Consider the following 16,957-nt stretch of genomic DNA (forward strand, 5'->3'; position numbering starts at 1 on the left):
TTACCCCTTCGCGGCGGCGTCGAGTGCGGAGCCGAGCCAGGTGGGACCGTCGTACGCCGGCTCGTGGTGGGCGAACTGCTCTGTCAGTTCGGCGCCGAGTTCGTCGGCGGTCGTCCAGCCCTGGCTGATGAAGGACCGGGCCAGCCGGCCGAGGTCGGACAGATCGAGGCCCTGGCCGTCGGCGAGGTCGGCCAGTGTCCGCGCCGGCCCGGTGACCGGGAGGCCCTCGACCACGCGGCACTGGTCTTCCTTGACCGAGCGCGGGTGCACGACGACGCCCTCGGGCAGTGCGTTGCGGGCCCGGCCGGAGAACTCGATCTCGTCGCCGCCGACGGTTCCCGCGCCGTACAGCCGAGCAGCGGATCGGTGCGATACGACCAGGGTGGTCAACGACCGTTCCCACGCGGGGACGGCCTCGGCCAGCAGCCAGGTCGCGTACAGGGTCGGATGCGGATGACCTGCGCCCGCCCGTACCCGAAGTACGCCGTCGACGACCGGCTCGACGATCTCGGCGTCCTGCAGTTGCGCCAGGACCTGTTCGGTCACCTCGCCCCGCAATTGCGCGATCGCGACCAGACCGTGCTGGCCGTCGGCCAGTGCGCAGATCCGCGCGAACGCGTCGAGTACGCGGGGGCGTGCGAAGCCTTTCATGGGTCCGATCATTCAGGGCCCGAGGTTCAGGAAGGTGAACAGCTGGTGACGGAAAGTTTCATCAAGCACTGGCCAAAAGGCGGAAAATGACGGAATGCTGGGCCGGGACAGGTTCCTTCACCGCCCCGGAGGTGTCCGATGTCCATCACCCGACCGTTGCCTCGGCTGGTCGCCGTACTGCTGTTGTTCGTGGCAACACTCACCACGTCCCAAGTCGTCGCCACGACCGTCGCCCATGCGGACGGCTGTTACACGTGGGGTCGCCAGCTCAGTCAGGGCATGTCCGGTGCGGACGTGCGGCAGTTGCAGATCCGGGTCTCCGGATATCCCGGATACGGGGCGCACCTGGCGATCGACGGTGAGTTCGGCCCGGCGACGAAGGCCGCGGTGCAGCGGTTCCAGGCGGCCTACGGGCTGTCGCAGGACGGCGTCGCCGGTTCGGCCACGTTCACCAAGATCTATGCGCTCCAGGACGACGACTGCACGCCGATCCACTTCACGTACGCCGAACTCGACGACGGCTGCGGCGGATCAGGGTTCGACGGCGGCCCGCTGTCCGAGGCGGCGACCAAGGCCAACGCGCTCGAGACGATGTGGCATCTGGAGGCGCTGCGGCACGCGCTCGGTGACCAGCCCATCAATGTCACCAGCGGTTTCCGCAGCTACTCGTGCAACAGCCAGGTCGGCGGCGCCAGCAACAGTCAGCACCTGTACGGCAGGTCCGCGGACCTGGTCGGCGTCCACTCACTCTGCACCCTCGCCAAGCAAGCGCGCTACCACGGCTTCGGCGGCATCCTCGGCCCCGGCTATCCCGGCCACAACGACCACACCCACGCGGACATCCGCACCACCAACTACTGGGACGCCCCGAACTGCGGCATCTAGTCCAGCGGGCGATCCGCGAAATCGGTCAGCGGCGGTAGCCCGAGTGCTACCGCCGCGGCCAACCGATCCCAACCGACCCGCCCGAACGGCTCCACGCCGGCGGAAAGGTCGTGCTCCAGAGCACGAGCGGCGGCCACGGCCGCGTCCCGCTCCACGTCGCTGATCAGCTCCACCGCATGCGCCTCCGCGAGCTCGTCCCAGTCTTCGGTGCCGACCGTCCCGTCCGGCCGCCGGAAGGGATCCAGCTCCAGATCCTCGAACATCCACTCCGCCCCGGCGAGCACGGCCGGCGTACTCACGTCGACGTGTATGAGCCCGCTCGCCCGGAAGTACGCGAACCACCACCCGTCGCGAGGAGCGAGCTGCACACAATGCTCACCCGGTCCACCCGGCCCGAGCTGAGCCATCTCACAGAACTCACCATTGTTCGCCCGATACAACGATCGCGCCGGCGTGTAGAACCAGGTGCCAAAGGCATCAGTCCCGATCAGGTAGGCGCCCCACAACCCGGACCCCTCCGGACGTTTCCGCTTCCGGACGTACGTCGGGTTCACAGCAGTTGGCTCACGGTGTGGATGGTGAGGCCGACCAGAGCGCCGACGACCGTGCCGTTGATGCGGATGAACTGGAGGTCGCGGCCTACGTGGAGTTCGATGCGGGCCGCGGCTTCGCGGCCGTCCCAGCGTTCGATGGTGTCGGAGATGACCGAGACGATCTCCTGGCCGTACGTGCGGACCACGTACCCGACAGCCTCGGCTGCGCGCGTGTCGACTTTCGCGCGCAGCGACTCGTCGTCCTGGAGTCGTTGCCCCAGCTCCTGCAGAGCCCGGACCGCCCGCGCCCGGAGTGTGCTGTTCGGGTCGTTGATCGAGTCGATCAGGGCGGTGCGCATCGCGTCCCAGACCGCGGTCAGGCTCGAGCCCATGTCCGGATGGGTCAGCATCCGCGCCTTCCACGCCTCGAACCGCGCCATCGTGTCCGGGTCGTGCTGCAGGTCGTGGGCCAGCTGCCCGAGCAGCCGGTCGATCGCCCGCCGCGCCGGGTGGGTCTGGTTGTCCCGTACGTCGGCCAGCCACGTCAGCGCCTCGCGGTGGATCCGGTCGATCACCATCCGGTCCACCCACTGCGGTGACCACCGCGGCGCCCGCGGCCCGACGACATCCGCGAGCAGGTCCCGGTTGTCGGCCAGCCAGTCGTGCGCTTCCACCAGCAGCAGGTCGAGCAACGCGTGATGGGCGCCGTCGTCGACGACCGACTCCACGAAGTGCCCGGCGATCGGGCTCAACGGCTCCTTGACGAACCGCGGCAGCAACGACCCGCTGACGAACGCGGTCACGTCGTCGTCGCCGAGCTTCGGCAGCGCCGCGCCGACCGTCCGGGCGCCTTCGGCCACGATCCGTTCGGCGTGGTTGCCGGCGGCCAGCCATTCACCGGCCCGCCGGCTGACCTCCGCCGTCCGCATCTTTTCCGAAACGACTTCCTCGGACAGGAAATTTTCCGTCACGAACTGCTCGAGACTTTCCGCGAGGCTGTCCTTGCGGGTCGGCACGATCGCGGTGTGCGGGATCGGCAGCCCCAGCGGCCGCCGGAACAGCGCCGTCACCGCGAACCAGTCCGCCAGCGCACCCACCATCGCCGCCTCGGCCGCCGCGTTCACGTACCCCCAGCCGCCGGTGCGGTGCAGCGTCACCACATAGATCACCGCGGCCAGCACCAGCAGCGCCAACGCCACCGACCGCATCTGCCGCAGCCCACGCCGCCGGACCAGATCGGCCGCGCCCAAGGTCAAGGTCGCCATACCCCGATCTAACCAAGTCCGCGGTGACGAACCCCTCAGGCAAGTACCTGAGTGGACCCGCGTCGTTCCATGAGACCGGAGATCGCGGCCAGGATCAGACCGGCGACGGCGAGCGCGGCGCCGAGGCGGCTGGGCCATTCGTAGCCGTATCCGGCGGCCAGTACGACGCCGCCGAGCCAGGCGCCGAGCGCGTTGGCGATGTTGAGCGTGGAGTGGTTCAGGGACGCCGCCAGCGACTGCCCCTCGTGCGCGACGTCCATCAGGCGGGTCTGCAGCGCCGGCACCAGGATGCTCGCGGAGCAGCCCATCGCGAACACACCGATCAGCGCCCCCGGCCGGGTCTGCGCGAGCCAGCCGAACGTTCCCAGCACGACGGCGACCGCGACGAGTCCGCCGTACACGCTGCCCATCAGCCACCGGTCGGCGAGACGCCCGCCGAGGACGGTGCCGGCGGTCATACCCACGCCGTACACGCCCAGCACGATCGTCACGGCGGACTCGGAGAAACCGGCCAGTTCCGTCATCGTCGGTGTGATGTACGAGTACGTCGCGAACATCCCGCCGAACCCGACCATCCCGACCAGCAGCGCCATCCACACCTGCGGCCGGGCCAGCGCGCTGAGCTCGCTGCGGACGTTGACGTCGCTCCCGACCGGCTGCGGCGGCACCCAGAACCAGACCGCGACCAGCGTCAGCAACCCGAGGACGCCGACCGCGAGGAACGGCACCTGCCACCCGAGGCGCTGCCCGAGCAGGGTCGTCGCCGGTACGCCGATGATGTTCGCGACCGGGAGACCGACCATCGTCATGGACACCGCCCGCGCCCGCCGATCCGGTGCCACCATCGACGCGCCGACCACCGCGCCGATCCCGAAGAACGCACCGTGCGGCAGCCCGGACAGGAACCGCGCGACCAGCAGGAACTCGTAGCTCGAGGCGACCGCGGACAGCACGTTGCCGATCACGAACACCGCCATCAGCCCGAGCAGCAGCCGCTTCCGCCCGGTCCGTGCGCCGAGCGCCGCGATCACGGGAGCGCCGACCACGACGCCCAGCGCGTACGCCGAGATGACGTGGCCGGCCGTCGGGATCGAGATGTGCACCCCGTCGGCGATCTGCGGCAGCAGCCCCATCGTGACGAACTCGGTGGTCCCGATGGCGAAACCACCCGTCGCCAGCGCGAACAACGCCAGGCTGACATGTCGCCCAGCAGTGCCGGCGTCAGGGGCGACTGAACTTTTCACACCTGATTGTCGCAAAGACCAGCAGAACCAGCGCGAGCAGGGCGAACACCGTGTTCCCGATCAGGTCCACCGTCCGCGACGCATCGAAGACCGGCGTCTCCGGGAACGCGTGCCACGCGTACGTGAGCAGCGCGCCGCCGGCCGCCGCCATCGAGTGCCGCTGTGTCCACCCGCTCCGCCGGGACCAGACCGTCAGCAGGGCGGCCGTGACCAGTTCGAGGAGGAGCAGTACTGCAGCCGTGGGCCAGCCGTTGCCCGGCAGGTCATCGGCCAGCATCCACCCGGAGCCGAGGACCAGGACGGCTGCTCCCGTGATCAACACCGACGGAACAGCGCCCGCCGTACGGCGAGACGCCCGGCGACCGACCGCCGTCGCGAGCATCACCAGCGCGACGATCGCCACCGCCACGCCCGCGAACTGCGCCGGCGACGCCACGAACGAGTCGTTCTTGAGCTGGATCGCCGTCGTCGCCAGCACGCCGACGACGAACAGCGCGCCGTACACACTCACGCCGATCTTGCCCAGCCAGGGTTCGCGGGGCCGCCGCGAGATCGACTCGGTGAGGACGATCGGCACCGTGATACTCCCGACCGTGTGCAGGCCGAGGACGAACAACGTCCACGGCGCACCCATCCCGAGGAACCCGATATGTCCGGGATCGAGCAGCCGCTGATCGACGTAGTTCGGGTTGAACAGCGACTGCGTGGTGATGCCTTCCTCCAGTACGCCGTAGGCGAGCGCGAGGATCAGCACGCTCGGGTATCCCCAGCCGCGGCGGCGGACCAGTTCGCGGATCAGGACCGCGCCGCCGCCGTACAGCGGAGCCAGGCCGAAGAGCGCGAAGAGGCCGGTGAGCGGGATGTTCCCGAGCAGGAACTCCGCGACCAGCGGAGCGAGGAAGAACAGTCCGAGAGCCGGCAGGCCGCGCTTCACGCTGCTCTGCCTTGGGGCGGTCGTCGTCATACCCCTCACTCTCGTGGCCGGCGCGCGGCCGGACGGATGCGATCCGTCCGGATCCTGTGCTGACGGATGTCATGGCGTTGTGGGAGCATCCGGCATGGCCAACTTCGGGGACTACCAGTTGCAGATCTACCTGCAGGGGATGCTGCAGGGAGTGACGCCGGAGATCACGACCGACCTGGCGCGGCTGGAGGCGCAGGCGGCCGAGAAGCTGCCGGCCGAGGCGATGGGGTACGTCGTGCCGAGCGCCGGCGAAGGCTCGACCGCCCGGGCCAACCGGGCCGCGTTCGACCGTTGGCGCCTGGTGCCGCGGATGCTCCGCGGCAGTACCGAACGCGATCTGTCCTGCACGATCCTCGGTACGGCGATGCCGGCGCCGGTCCTGGTCGCGCCGATCGGCGTACAGACCCTCGCGCACCCGGACGGCGAACTGGCGACCGCGCGCGCCGCGGACACCCTCGGTCTGACGTACACGCACTCGACCCAGGCCAGCCACGCGATCGAGCAGATCGAGGCGGCCAGCAAGTGGTTCCAGCTGTACTACCCGACCGATCGCGACGTCTGCCTGAGCTTTCTGCAGCGCGCGAAGGCCGCGGGGTACGCGGTACTCGTCGTCACCCTCGACACCGGGACGATCGGCTGGCGGCCGGCCGACCTGGACCGCGGGTTCCTGCCGTTCCTGAAGGGCGAGGGGCTGGCGAACTACTTCAGCGACCCGGCGTTCCGGGCGAAGCTCGCCAAGCCGGTCGAGGAGGATCCTGGCGCGGCGGTGATGCAGTGGGCGCAGATGTTCCCGAACGTCGGCCTGTCCTGGGACGACCTGTCGTTCCTGCGCGACAACTGGGAGGGCCCGATCGTGCTCAAGGGCATCACCCACGTCGAGGACGCCAAACTCGCGGCCGAGCACGGCGTGGACGGTCTCGTCGTCTCGAACCACGGCGGCCGCCAGGTCGACGGCGCGATCGCGTCACTGGACGCATTGCCGGCCATCGCGGACGCGGTCGGCGAGCAGCTCACGGTCCTGTTCGACTCCGGCGTACGCACCGGCGCCGACGCGGCCAAGGCCCTCGCCCTGGGCGCGAAGGCGATCCTCCTCGGCCGCCCCCTCCTCTACGGCCTGGCCCTCGCCGGCCAAGCCGGCGTCGAACACGTCCTCCGCTGCTTCCTGGCCGAACTGGACCTAACCCTCGCCCTCTCCGGCTACGCCAACCACCGAGAACTGAACCGCGACTCGGTAGTCCGCGCGTAAAGCTGCAGGTCGACAGTACGTATATGTCTACTACCCGCGACCGCGCACCGGGTGGCAGGACGACTCGCCTGACAGTGGACGTATATGTACTGTCGACCTGCACAAATGGACAGCGGCGGACATTGGCAGGCGGAGGAGGACTGGTGGCTGACAAGGATCACGACGCCAACAGCAGCGACGAGATCGCCGACGTTTTGCGTCGGCGTACCGATGAGCGTTGGCAGTCCGACCGGCAGCTGATTGACCAGAACCTGGCTGACCCGTGGGAGCCAAGCAACAAGGACGTTGGGCTGTGAAGGCGGTTGTGTTCGATCTGGACAACACGTTGTTCGATCACACCGGGTGTGCTGTGGCGGGGCTTCGGAGTTGGGTGGCGGAGCTTGGAATCACGCCGACTGACGAGCTGGTCGCCGAGTGGTTCGTGATCGAGGAGGATCAGTTCGGCCGGTTTCTGGCGGGGGAGATCACGCATCAGGGGCAGCGGCGGGGGAGGCTGCGGGCGTTTCTTCCGGTGCTCGGTCTGCCGGTTCCGGCGACCGACGCCGAGCTCGACGAGGTGTTCACGGGGTACCTCACGCAGTACACGAACAACTGGATCGCGTACCCGGACGCGCGGCCCGCGCTGGAAGTTGCCCGCAGCAACGGCTGGCGGATCGGCGTACTCACGAACGGAAGTACCAAGCAGCAGAACGCGAAACTGCGGGCGATCGGGCTCGCCGACCTGATCGACGTGGTCTGCACCTCGGAAGCCCTCGGTGTCAGCAAGCCCGACCCGCGCGCCTACCAGCGTGTCTGCGAAGCCCTGGGCGTCGAGCCGAGCGAGACGATGATGATCGGCGACAACCTGGAACTGGATGTCGTAGCGGCACAAGCAGTTGGCCTGACCGCGCGTCATCTGGATCGCGCGGCCGGGCAGGGCTTGCTGGAGCTGCTCTAGTTCACGGTCCAGGTGTCTGCGCCGGTGACCAGGGACTGCAGGTCGCCGGTGCCCTGGGCTTCTTGGGCGGTGGTGATCTGCTGGCGGACCAGGTCGTCGTACGCCGGGCGGTCGACGGAGCGGAAGACGCCGATCGGGGCCTGGTGCAGGACACCGCCGTCGGTCAGCCGGGACAGGGCGAACGCGTACGCCGGGTCCTCGGTGTGCGCGTCGTGGACGACCAGGTCGGACTCGCCACCGGGCAGGTCCGCGACCTCGCGGACCGCCAGCGACGCGAAGCCGTCGCGGACCACGCCGAGATGCCCGTCGGTGCCGAACCGGATCGGCTCGCCGTGCACCAGCGGGATGATCGCGTCGTCCCGGGTCTCCGGGTCCTTGAACGCCTCGAACGCGTTGTCGTTGAAGATCGGGCAGTTCTGGTAGATCTCCACGAACGCCGTACCGCGGTGCTCGGCCGCGGCCCGCAGCACCGAGGTGAGGTGCTTGCGGTCGGAGTCGACCGTCCGCGCCACGAACGTCGCCTCCGCGCCGAGCGCCAGCGAGACCGGGTTGAACGGGTTGTCCACCGAGCCCATCGGCGTCGACTTCGTCACCTTGCCCGGCTCCGACGTCGGCGAGTACTGCCCCTTGGTGAGGCCGTAGATCCGGTTGTTGAACAGCAGGATCTTCAGGTTCACGTTCCGCCGCAGAGTGTGGATCAGGTGGTTTCCGCCGATCGACAGCGCGTCGCCGTCACCGGTCACCACCCACACGCTCAGGTCCGGCCGGGCCGTCGCCAGCCCGGTCGCGATCGCCGGCGCGCGGCCGTGGATCGAGTGCATGCCGTACGTCGACAGGTAGTACGGGAAGCGTGACGAGCAGCCGATCCCGGAGACCATCGCGACGTTCTCGCGCTTGATCCCCAGCTCGGGCAGGAAGCCCTGGAAGGCCGCGAGTACGGCGTAGTCACCGCACCCGGGGCACCAGCGCACCTCCTGGTCCGACACGTACTCCTTGCGGTTCTGCGGCTCGGTCGCGGCCGGGACGCCCTGCAGACCGTGCGGCAGACTCGGCATGCCGAGCTCGACGGCGCTCATCGTGCACCCTCCGTCTTGAGATGTCCGTTCTGATCGGCGAGTGCCTCGCCGTGCTTGACGGCGGCCGCTGCCGCCCCCAGATGGCGGGCGTCGTCGTCGATGCCTTCGGTCTCCTCGACCAGGTTGCCGATCACCTCGGCGAGCTCCGCGGCGCCGAGCGGCATACCGCGGACCTGGGCGTACGAGACCACGTCGACCAGGTACTTGGCGCGCAGCAGCATCGCCAGCTGGCCGAGGTTCATCTCCGGGACCAGCACCTTGTCGTACGACTTCAGCACGTCGCCGAGGTTGGCCGGGAACGGGTTCAGGTGCCGCAGGTGCGCCTGCGCGATCTTGCCGCCGACCTTGCGGACCCGGCGGACAGCCGCGCCGATCGGGCCGTACGTCGAACCCCACCCGAGCACCAGGACCTTCGCCGTACCGTCCGGGTCGTCGACCTCCACGGCCGGGACGTCGATCCCGTCGACCTTCGCCTGGCGGGTGCGGATCATCAGGTCGTGGTTGGCCGGGTCGTAGGAGATGTTCCCGGTCTTGTCCTCCTTCTCCAGACCGCCGATCCGGTGGTCCAGGCCCGCCGTCCCCGGAATCGCCCAGGCCCGGGCGAGGGTCTCCGGGTCGCGCTCGTACGGCAGGTACTTGCCGTCGGGCGCGTTCGGCGCGGTGGTGAAGTTCGGGTCGATCGTCGGCAGGTCCTCGATGACCGGGATCTTCCACGGCTCGGAACCGTTCGCCAGGTAGCCGTCGGACAGCACGATCACCGGTGTGCGGTAGGTGATCGCGATCCGGGCGGCCTCGACCGCGATCGCGAAGCAGTCCGCGGGGGACTGGGCGGCGAGCACCGGCAGCGGCGCCTCGCCGTTGCGGCCGAACATCACCTGCAGCAGGTCGGCCTGCTCGGTCTTGGTCGGCATCCCCGTCGACGGACCGGCGCGCTGGATGTCGCAGACCACCAGCGGCAGCTCGAGCATCACGCCGAGACCGATCGTCTCGGACTTCAGGCTGATCCCGGGACCGGACGACGTGGTGACGCCGAGCGCACCGCCGAACGACGCGCCCAGGGCGGCGCCGACACCGGCGATCTCGTCCTCGGCCTGGATCGTGGTGACGTTGAACCGCTTGAGCTTGGACAGCTCGTGCAGTACGTCGGACGCCGGGGTGATCGGGTACGCACCGAGGACCATCGGCAAGCCGGCCCGCTGGGCGCCCGCCACCAGGCCGTACGCCAGCGCGAGGTTGCCGGAGATGTTCCGGTAGGTGCCGGCGGCCATGCTGGCCGGCTTCACCTCGTACCGGACCGAGAACTCCTCGGCGGTCTCACCGAAGTTGTAGCCCGCGCGGAAGGCCGCGATGTTCGCGTCCCGGATGTCCGGCTTCGACGCGAACTTGGTCTGCAGGAACGTGATCGTCGACTCGACCGGCCGCTGGAACAGCCAGGACACCAGACCGAGCGCGTACATGTTCTTCGCCCGGGACGCGTCCTTGCGGGACAGCCCGAATTCCTTGACCGACTCGACCGTCATGCCGGTCAGGTTCAGCGGGACCACGTGGTAGCCGTCGAGCTCGCCGGTCTCCAGCGGGTTCTCGTCGTACCCGATCCGCTTCAGGTTGCGCGCGGTGAAGTCCGCGGTGTCGACGATCAGGGTCCGGCCGCGCGGCACGTCCTTGAGGTTCGCCTTCAGCGCCGCGGGATTCATGGCGATCAGCACATCGGGCGCATCACCCGGCGTGAGGATGTCGTGGTCGGCGAAGTGGAGCTGGAAGGACGACACTCCCGGCAGGGTTCCGGCTGGTGCCCGGATCTCGGCTGGGAAGTTGGGCAGTGTCGACAGATCGTTGCCGAACGACGCCGTTTCCGCCGTGAACCTGTCCCCCGTGAGTTGCATCCCGTCACCGGAGTCGCCGGCGAAGCGGATCACCACGCGGTCGAGCTGCTTGACCTCGATGGTCACTGTTCTGTTCATCTCCAAGTCGAAGCTTGGGTCGGCCCGCCGCCTTGTGAGCGACACGTCGATCCCCCCGTCAGGGCGATAACCCCAATATTAGTTCGCCCTTAGTACGGAATCATGCGGAAGCCCCGGTGGTCCACAGCCTGGGACGCGGTGTTACAAGGTGAGCCGGTCGGGTAGAGGGGGCCTCACCCTCCGCGAACACTCGCTTGCGATCCGCAGCCAGAACCGGCAGGGTGGCGACAACTAGCTGTGACTTCAAGGAGTTTCTTCATGCGTCGTGCGCTGGCCGGACTGCTGACCTTGCTCGTGCTGTGCTGCGCCGCCCCGCTTGCCTCCGCGGTCCCGTCTCCGGCGCGGACCGCGAAGATCTACAGCATCCGTACGACGGACGCCACCAAGGGCGTGATCACGGTCGTCGGAACGCTCTCGCCGGCCCCTGCCACGGGGACCAGGATCCCGTTGCACCAGTGGATCCCGTCGCTGAAGCGCTGGCAGGAGGTCGCGCACGGGTACTCGTCGGGCGGCAGCGTGACGATCACCACCGTGCAGCCCGGGTCGGTCCGGACGTACCGGATCGCGATCGGCCCGCAAGCGCCGTACGCCGCCGCCATCTCGCCGATGATCAGCTTCAAGCACTACGTGTGGCGAGGGATGTTCAAGAAAGGGCTGCTGGCCGCGGGCGGGGCAGGCCAGCCGCAGTTCACCGTCGTACCGCCTGCCGAGGGACCGCGGCGGTCCGAGGCGGACCTGCTGGCGAACCAGGGCGGGTACGTCTGGGGTGACGTCAACGCGACCGGCTGCCGGTACTCGCGGAACTGGCTCGGCAACCTCACCGACGGGCTGGTCAGGGTGTCGCTGCACAACGGCACGAAGGCGCTGACCTCGGTCCGGATGACGCAGGAGACCGAGACCTGGCTCAACTACGACATCTCCGGGGTGACGCGGTTGAGGTTGCAGGTCGCCGACGTCCGCTCCGGCTACGGCCCGTACGTCTCGATCGACTCGCTGCTGCTCTGCACGAACTAGACTGCTGCCCGTGTCGGACAGCTATGGCGTCATCGCCGCGGTGGTCGCGCTCGGCCTCGTCGGGCTGCTCGGCGCGTTCGCGCTGAACAAGGCGCTGACGGTCACCTATCCGACCGAGGGCAAGCTGAAGACGTACGAGTCGGGCGTCGACCCGGTCGGCGAGGGCTGGGCCCAGGTCCACATCAGGTACTACCTGTTCGCGTACCTCTACGTGATCTTCGCGGTCGACGCGATCTACCTGTTCCCGTGGGCGACGATCTTCGCGGCCCTCGGCGTCGCGACCCTGATCGAGATGTTCGTCTTCCTGGCGTTCGTCGCGGTCGGCCTGCTGTACGCGTACCGCAAGGGTGTACTCCGCTGGACCTGAGGGAGATCGATGAGCTGGCTGGACGACAACCTCGCTGACCTGATCACGAAGCACGGCGTACCGGCGGCTTCGGTCGCCGTGCTGGCCGACGGCGAGGTGAGTACGGCGGCCGCGGGCATCCTCAACCTGGACACCGGCGTCGAGGCCACCGTCGACTCGGTGTTCCAGGTCGGGTCGATCACCAAGCTCTGGACGACCACGCTGATCCTGCAGCTGGTTGCCGACGGCAAGGTCGACCTGGACCGGCCGGTGCGGGACTACCTGCCCGAGTTCAAGCTCGCCGACGAAGCGGCAGCCGCGGTGATCACGCCGCGACAGCTGCTCACCCACTCCAGCGGCTTCTCCGGCGACGCCTTCACCCCGACCTCGCGCGGTGACGACGCGGTCGAGCTGTTCGTACGGGACGTGCTGCCCGGGCTCGCGCAGGAGGTGTCTCCGGGAGCCGGCTTCTCGTACAACAACTCCGGCTTCGTGGTACTCGGGCGGATCGCCGAGGTGCTGTTCGGGAAGCCGTTCCACGAGCTCGTCCGCGAGCGCATCGCCGTACCGCTCGGGCTGAAGCATGTCGCGACGATCGCGGACGAGGCTCTCCTGTACCGCGCCGCGCTCGGGCATGTGGCGCCGAAGCCGGGTGCTCCGTTGCGGACCGCGCCGGTGTGGAGCCTGGTGCATGCGATGGCCCCGGCCGGGTCGCTGCTCGCGATGAGCGCGGCCGATCTCCTGGCGTTCGGCCGGGCGTACCTGGACGCGACGCTGCTCGACCGGGACACGATCGATCGGCTGTGGGAGCCGCAGGTCGACGTACCGGCGATCGGCGGGTTCGCGCAGCACTGGGGACTCGGCTGGATGATCTTCGACGTCGAGGGCGGCCGGCTCTACGGCCACGACGGCGGGACCGTCGGCCAGGCGGCGTTCTTCCGGCTGGTGCCGGACAAGGGCGTCGCGGTCGTGCTCCTCACCAACGGCGGCAGCGCCGGAGCCCTGTACGACGAACTGGTCGGGCACATCCTCCGCGAGACCGCCGGCGTCGAGTTGCCGACCCGCCCGGTGCCGCCTGAGCAGCCGGTGGAGATCTCGGCGGAGCTGGTGACCGGTCGATTTACCGGCGTACTGGTGGAGGCCACGATCAGCGTCCAGGACGGCGAGTTCTGGGTGCTCGACGACGCGGTCAGTGACGAGGGGCGGCTGATCTACCCGGAGCCGCGCCGGACCAGGCTCGTGGCGCTCGACGACACCCGGTTGATCGCGGCGGAGGCGGAGCAGGGCACGCACGAGGTGCTCGCGTTCCACGGGGCGGTCGACGGGCGCGCGGCGTACCTGTTCCGCGGCGGCCGGCTGACGCCGCGCAGTCACTGAAGGTAGTCACTCTTCCTCGTTGCCCGATCACCGTATGTGTTTGCGAAGGGCAACAAAACGTCAGTTTCAAGCGCTCCGATGACGGAATGCGTACATCTGATCGCCAAGCGATGCTATCGGGGCTATGGTGATTACTCGGGGGAACGGGGCGAATCCTGGTGGTGAGGCTATGTCGTGGCAACTGTGGGTAGTGATTGCCCTCACTGCGGCCGGGCTCGTGTTACTGGCCGCAGCGCGAATGCGGCACGCCCGCAAGGTCTTCGACGACATCACCGAACTCGACCGCCCCACTACCGATGCGGCTCCAGTGGGTGACGACCTGGCCCGCGCCCGGGCCCGGCATCTGCAGACCGAAGCCGACGCCCGGCACCGCAAGCACGGCTAGCGGCTCGGTCCTCGTCGAGGCTAGCGGCTCGGTCCTCGTCGATCGGTCCTCGTCGATCAGTCCCCGTCGAGGAGTCCGTCGCGGCGAGCTACTGCGGCCGCTTCCGTGCGGGAGCGGACGCCGAGCTTCGCGAGGATGTTCGACACGTGCACGCTGACGGTCTTCTCGCTGATGTACAGCTCCCGCGCGAGCTGCCGGTTGGTCCGTCCCTCCGCCAGCAACCGCAGTACTTCGGTCTCTCGCGACGTCAACGCACTGGCGCCGCCGTTGTCGACCCCGCCGGCCTCCTCCAGCAGCGGCCGCGCGTTCAGCTCCCGGCCGACATCGGCCGCCAGCGCGGTCTGCTCGTTCGCCTCGGCGACCCGTCCCGCAGCACGGAGCGCGGCCGACAGGCGGATCCGCGACCAGGCCTGCTCGTAGACGTACCCGTAGCCGAACGCGTCCGTCGTCCGCTGCCACGCGGCGACATGCTCCTCCGGTGTCGGCGCGTCGATCCCGGCCAGCCACCGCAGCCGGTCCCACTCCGACTCCAGCCGCGCGATCCAGGCCAGACCCTCGACACCCATCAGGCGCCCCGGCGGCAGTCCCTTCTCTGCGGTCGCCTGCCCGAGGTTGAGCAGCTCCGCGCCGCGCGCGACCAGCTCGGCCGCGGCCGACGGCTCGCTGACGGCGCGGTGGCACAGCAGTTGCAGCCCGAGGGCCGAGAACCGGATCCGCGCGTAGAACCATTCGGTCTGGAACACGTCGGCGCACAGCGTGGACACGTCCGTGATCAGCTTCTCCGCCTCAGCCGGCTTGTCGAGCATCCGGTACGCGTCGACGGCCGGCTGCAACCCGATGATCGGCAGCATCACGTCGAGGTCCCACCACTTCCGGGACAGCTCGAACTCCTCCGCGACCGCTGTGTCACCTCGCCCGCTGCGGACCGAGAAGTCCACTGCCCGCAACGCCGCCGCGGCCGCCGCCGGCGTCATCGCGTCGGTCCGGGCGGTCGCCGCCGCGTCGTCCCATTCGCCGAGCATGAACTGGGTCAGCGCCAGCATCCGGCGCGCGTCGAACCCGTACGCCGCCCACTGCCGCCCGAGCTCACCGGCCCGCTTCGCCGCGAACGACAGCGCGGCCTTCGCGTTCAGCAGGTCGCCCTGCTCGTAGTGCGTCGACCCGAGCAGGAACCGGCTCCGCACCTCGGCGGGAGAGTCGCCGGTGAGCTGCGCCCGTACGGCGGCCTCCTCGAGCTGCTTCGCGGCGGTCTCCGGATCGCCGGCCCGGCGACGCAGCTGGGCCAACGTGATCCCGGCGTCGCTGGCCGCGGACTCCTGACCGGCCTCGCGGGCGATCTCGAGCGCCTTGTGGGCCCAGCGCTCTGCGTCCATCGGACGGCCGAGCGCGTCGGACACGCGGGCGTACAGCGACGCGACCTGCGCCTTGAACACACTCGCCGGCTCGTCCTGGACCAGCTTGAGCGCCTGCGAGATCGCCTCGCTCGCCTCGCTGTCCTGGTCGATGATCAGCGCGATGTCCGCCAGCGGCAGCAGGAGCTCGGCGCGCTGCAGCTTCGGCGCGTCGGGCGGCAGGTCGGCCAGCGCCTTCCGGAGCAGCTTGACGGCGCGCAGGTGCTGTGAGGACAGGGTGGCCGCCATCGCCGTGTCGACGATCAGCCAGGTCTTGTCGACCGTGCTCGTCGGAGCGGCGTTCGGGAACAGCTCCAGGGCCATCTCGTAGTGCTTCAGCGCCTCCTGCGGCGCGGCGACCGAGAGCGCCTCCTGACCGGCCCTGACTCGGGCCTCGAACGCGGTCGCCAGGTCGTGGGACCGGGTGGCGTGCCCGGCCAGCTCGGCTGCGGTGCCCGCGACGGTCTGACTCTCCAACTCCTGCACGTACGCCGCGTGCTGGCGGACCCGCTCGCCCGGGAGCAGATCGTCGTACACGGCCTCGGCCAGCAGCGCGTGACGGAAGTAGTACCGGTCGCTGGTCGGTACGTCGATGATGTGGGCGTCGATGAGCTCGCGCAGAGCATCGTCGAGCTCGCGGTCCGGCAGCTTGGCGACTGCGGTCAGCAGGTCGTGCGGAACGCGACGGCCGGCGACCGCGATCACCCGGGCGACCTGGCGGGCCTCGTCCGACAGCGGGTCGAGGCGGACCAGCAGCAGGTCGGCGAGATCAGGCGGCACGGCGTCGCCGTCACCCATCGAGGCCGCGGCCGCGAGCTCCTCGGTGAAGAACGCGTTGCCGCCCGCCCGCTCGAGGATGCGGCGCTCCTCGGCGGGGGAGAGCGGGTCCGTGAGCAACAGGTGCAGCAGGGTGCGGGCCTCGTCGGCGTCGTGGGGGAGCAGATTGACGCGACGGACCCGGGGATTGCGGGACCACTCGGCGATCGGGCGGCGCAGCGGGTGCCGGCGGTGCAGGTCGTCGCTGCGGTACGACACCACGAGGGCCAGGCGTTGCGACGTCAGCCGGGTGATCAGGAAACCGATCAGGTCCCGGGTCGAGTCGTCGGCCCAGTGGGCGTCCTCGATGATCACCAGCTGCGGCTCGCTCGTGGCGAGGGCGGTGAACGCGCCGAGGACGGCGTCGAACAGGGCGGCCCGGTCGAGCTGACCCTCCTGCGGCGCCGGCTGGGCGCTCAGCAGGCGGTGCGCCGGCAGCAGCCGGCCGATCGCCGGGAAGTTCGTCAGCACGCCCTCGACCAGGTCGGGGCGGTCGCCGGCCAGCCGGCCGAAGATCTCCGAGAACGGCTGGTACGGCAGGCCGGCGTCGCCGAAGTCGGTGCAGTGCCCGACCAGGACCCCGAACCCGCGCTCGTGCGCCCCGGTCGCCACCTCGTCCAGTAACCGGGTCTTGCCGACGCCGGCGTCACCGGACAGCAGCACGGCGCCGGCGCGACGCGTCTTGGCGTCGTCCACGGCGCTGAGCAGAGTGGCCATCTCGGATGAGCGGCCGACGAGAGGTGTCGAGTTCCAGGGCACGTCGTCCATCTTCGCCCCTGGTGCCGACACAAATCGACGGTATCCCGTCCGCTGAGCCTTCCCGGGCTTTCTCCCAGGCGCAGAAACGCCGTCCCTGATCACGAGTT

Annotated in this window: 16 protein-coding genes; 8 read left to right on the forward strand and 8 right to left on the reverse strand. The window is 69.4% G+C overall.

What is annotated here, in order from left to right:
• Positions 1-651: a hypothetical protein gene (locus E0H92_RS06490; RefSeq protein ID WP_131495672.1), complete on the reverse strand. Its 651-nt coding sequence runs from the start codon at positions 649-651 to the stop codon at positions 1-3.
• A gap of 138 nt (positions 652-789) precedes the next feature.
• Here E0H92_RS06490 and E0H92_RS06495 point away from each other — a divergent pair, with 138 nt between their 5' ends.
• On the forward strand, positions 790-1,536 hold the full coding sequence (locus E0H92_RS06495) for a D-Ala-D-Ala carboxypeptidase family metallohydrolase (protein WP_131495673.1): 747 nt from the start codon (positions 790-792) through the stop codon (positions 1,534-1,536).
• On the opposite strand, the gene E0H92_RS06500 is transcribed toward E0H92_RS06495, so the two are convergent.
• The 4 genes from E0H92_RS06500 to E0H92_RS06515 are packed head-to-tail and all read right to left on the reverse strand — an operon-like array spanning position 1,533 to position 5,542.
• Positions 1,533-2,090, reverse strand: coding sequence for a ribonuclease FAU-1 family protein (locus tag E0H92_RS06500; RefSeq protein ID WP_131495674.1), 558 nt, complete (start codon positions 2,088-2,090; stop codon positions 1,533-1,535). The two genes, E0H92_RS06495 and E0H92_RS06500, sit on opposite strands and share 4 nt — an antisense overlap.
• Entirely contained in the window at positions 2,087-3,334 is a 1,248-nt protein-coding gene (locus E0H92_RS06505; protein ID WP_131495675.1) for a DUF445 domain-containing protein, read from the reverse strand. The genes E0H92_RS06500 and E0H92_RS06505 overlap by 4 nt, the downstream gene beginning before the upstream one ends.
• Positions 3,335-3,369: 35 nt before the next feature.
• On the reverse strand, positions 3,370-4,578 hold the full coding sequence (locus tag E0H92_RS06510; protein ID WP_238153084.1) for an MFS transporter: 1,209 nt from the start codon (positions 4,576-4,578) through the stop codon (positions 3,370-3,372).
• Entirely contained in the window at positions 4,556-5,542 is a 987-nt protein-coding gene (locus E0H92_RS06515) for a hypothetical protein (RefSeq protein ID WP_131495676.1), read from the reverse strand. The genes E0H92_RS06510 and E0H92_RS06515 overlap by 23 nt, the downstream gene beginning before the upstream one ends.
• 94 nt (positions 5,543-5,636) lie before the next feature.
• Here E0H92_RS06515 and E0H92_RS06520 point away from each other — a divergent pair, with 94 nt between their 5' ends.
• The 3 genes from E0H92_RS06520 to E0H92_RS06525 all read left to right on the forward strand — a co-directional run bounded on the left by E0H92_RS06520 (position 5,637) and on the right by E0H92_RS06525 (position 7,725).
• The gene (locus tag E0H92_RS06520) at positions 5,637-6,788 is read left to right on the forward strand and encodes an alpha-hydroxy-acid oxidizing protein (RefSeq protein ID WP_131495677.1); all 1,152 of its coding nucleotides are present in this window, start codon (positions 5,637-5,639) and stop codon (positions 6,786-6,788) included.
• A 143-nt stretch (positions 6,789-6,931) separates the two neighbouring features.
• Positions 6,932-7,084: a hypothetical protein gene (locus E0H92_RS44040; protein ID WP_165549707.1), complete on the forward strand. Its 153-nt coding sequence runs from the start codon at positions 6,932-6,934 to the stop codon at positions 7,082-7,084.
• Entirely contained in the window at positions 7,081-7,725 is a 645-nt protein-coding gene (locus E0H92_RS06525; RefSeq protein ID WP_131495678.1) for an HAD family hydrolase, read from the forward strand. The genes E0H92_RS44040 and E0H92_RS06525 overlap by 4 nt, the downstream gene beginning before the upstream one ends.
• Here the strand turns inward: E0H92_RS06525 and E0H92_RS06530 are convergent.
• Both E0H92_RS06530 and E0H92_RS06535 read right to left on the reverse strand, forming a co-directional pair.
• Positions 7,722-8,801, reverse strand: a complete 1,080-nt coding sequence (locus tag E0H92_RS06530; RefSeq protein WP_202873527.1) for a 2-oxoacid:ferredoxin oxidoreductase subunit beta — start codon at positions 8,799-8,801, stop codon at positions 7,722-7,724. The genes E0H92_RS06525 and E0H92_RS06530 overlap by 4 nt on opposite strands.
• Positions 8,798-10,762: a 2-oxoacid:acceptor oxidoreductase subunit alpha gene (locus E0H92_RS06535; protein WP_238153086.1), complete on the reverse strand. Its 1,965-nt coding sequence runs from the start codon at positions 10,760-10,762 to the stop codon at positions 8,798-8,800. The genes E0H92_RS06530 and E0H92_RS06535 overlap by 4 nt, the downstream gene beginning before the upstream one ends.
• A 258-nt stretch (positions 10,763-11,020) precedes the next feature.
• Here E0H92_RS06535 and E0H92_RS06540 point away from each other — a divergent pair, with 258 nt between their 5' ends.
• The 4 genes from E0H92_RS06540 to E0H92_RS06555 all read left to right on the forward strand — a co-directional run bounded on the left by E0H92_RS06540 (position 11,021) and on the right by E0H92_RS06555 (position 13,884).
• Positions 11,021-11,776: a hypothetical protein gene (locus tag E0H92_RS06540; protein WP_131495679.1), complete on the forward strand. Its 756-nt coding sequence runs from the start codon at positions 11,021-11,023 to the stop codon at positions 11,774-11,776.
• A gap of 10 nt (positions 11,777-11,786) precedes the next feature.
• Complete coding sequence (locus E0H92_RS06545; protein WP_131465414.1) at positions 11,787-12,143, forward strand: NADH-quinone oxidoreductase subunit A; 357 nt, start codon at positions 11,787-11,789, stop codon at positions 12,141-12,143.
• Positions 12,144-12,152: 9 nt separating this feature from the next.
• Positions 12,153-13,499 carry a serine hydrolase domain-containing protein gene (locus E0H92_RS06550; RefSeq protein ID WP_131495680.1) on the forward strand — a complete coding sequence of 449 codons (1,347 nt, stop codon included), beginning with the start codon at positions 12,153-12,155 and terminating at the stop codon, positions 13,497-13,499.
• Between the two features lie 169 nt (positions 13,500-13,668).
• A complete protein-coding gene (locus E0H92_RS06555) occupies positions 13,669-13,884 on the forward strand; it encodes a hypothetical protein (protein WP_131465418.1) in 216 nt (71 codons plus the stop codon).
• Positions 13,885-13,940: 56 nt separating this feature from the next.
• Here E0H92_RS06555 and E0H92_RS06560 read toward each other — a convergent pair whose 3' ends face one another.
• A complete protein-coding gene (locus tag E0H92_RS06560; protein ID WP_238153089.1) occupies positions 13,941-16,880 on the reverse strand; it encodes a helix-turn-helix transcriptional regulator in 2,940 nt (979 codons plus the stop codon).
• Between the last annotated feature and the right edge of the window lie 77 nt (positions 16,881-16,957).

It is taken from the genome of Kribbella speibonae (assembly GCF_004331375.1).
Classification (GTDB): domain Bacteria; phylum Actinomycetota; class Actinomycetes; order Propionibacteriales; family Kribbellaceae; genus Kribbella; species Kribbella sindirgiensis.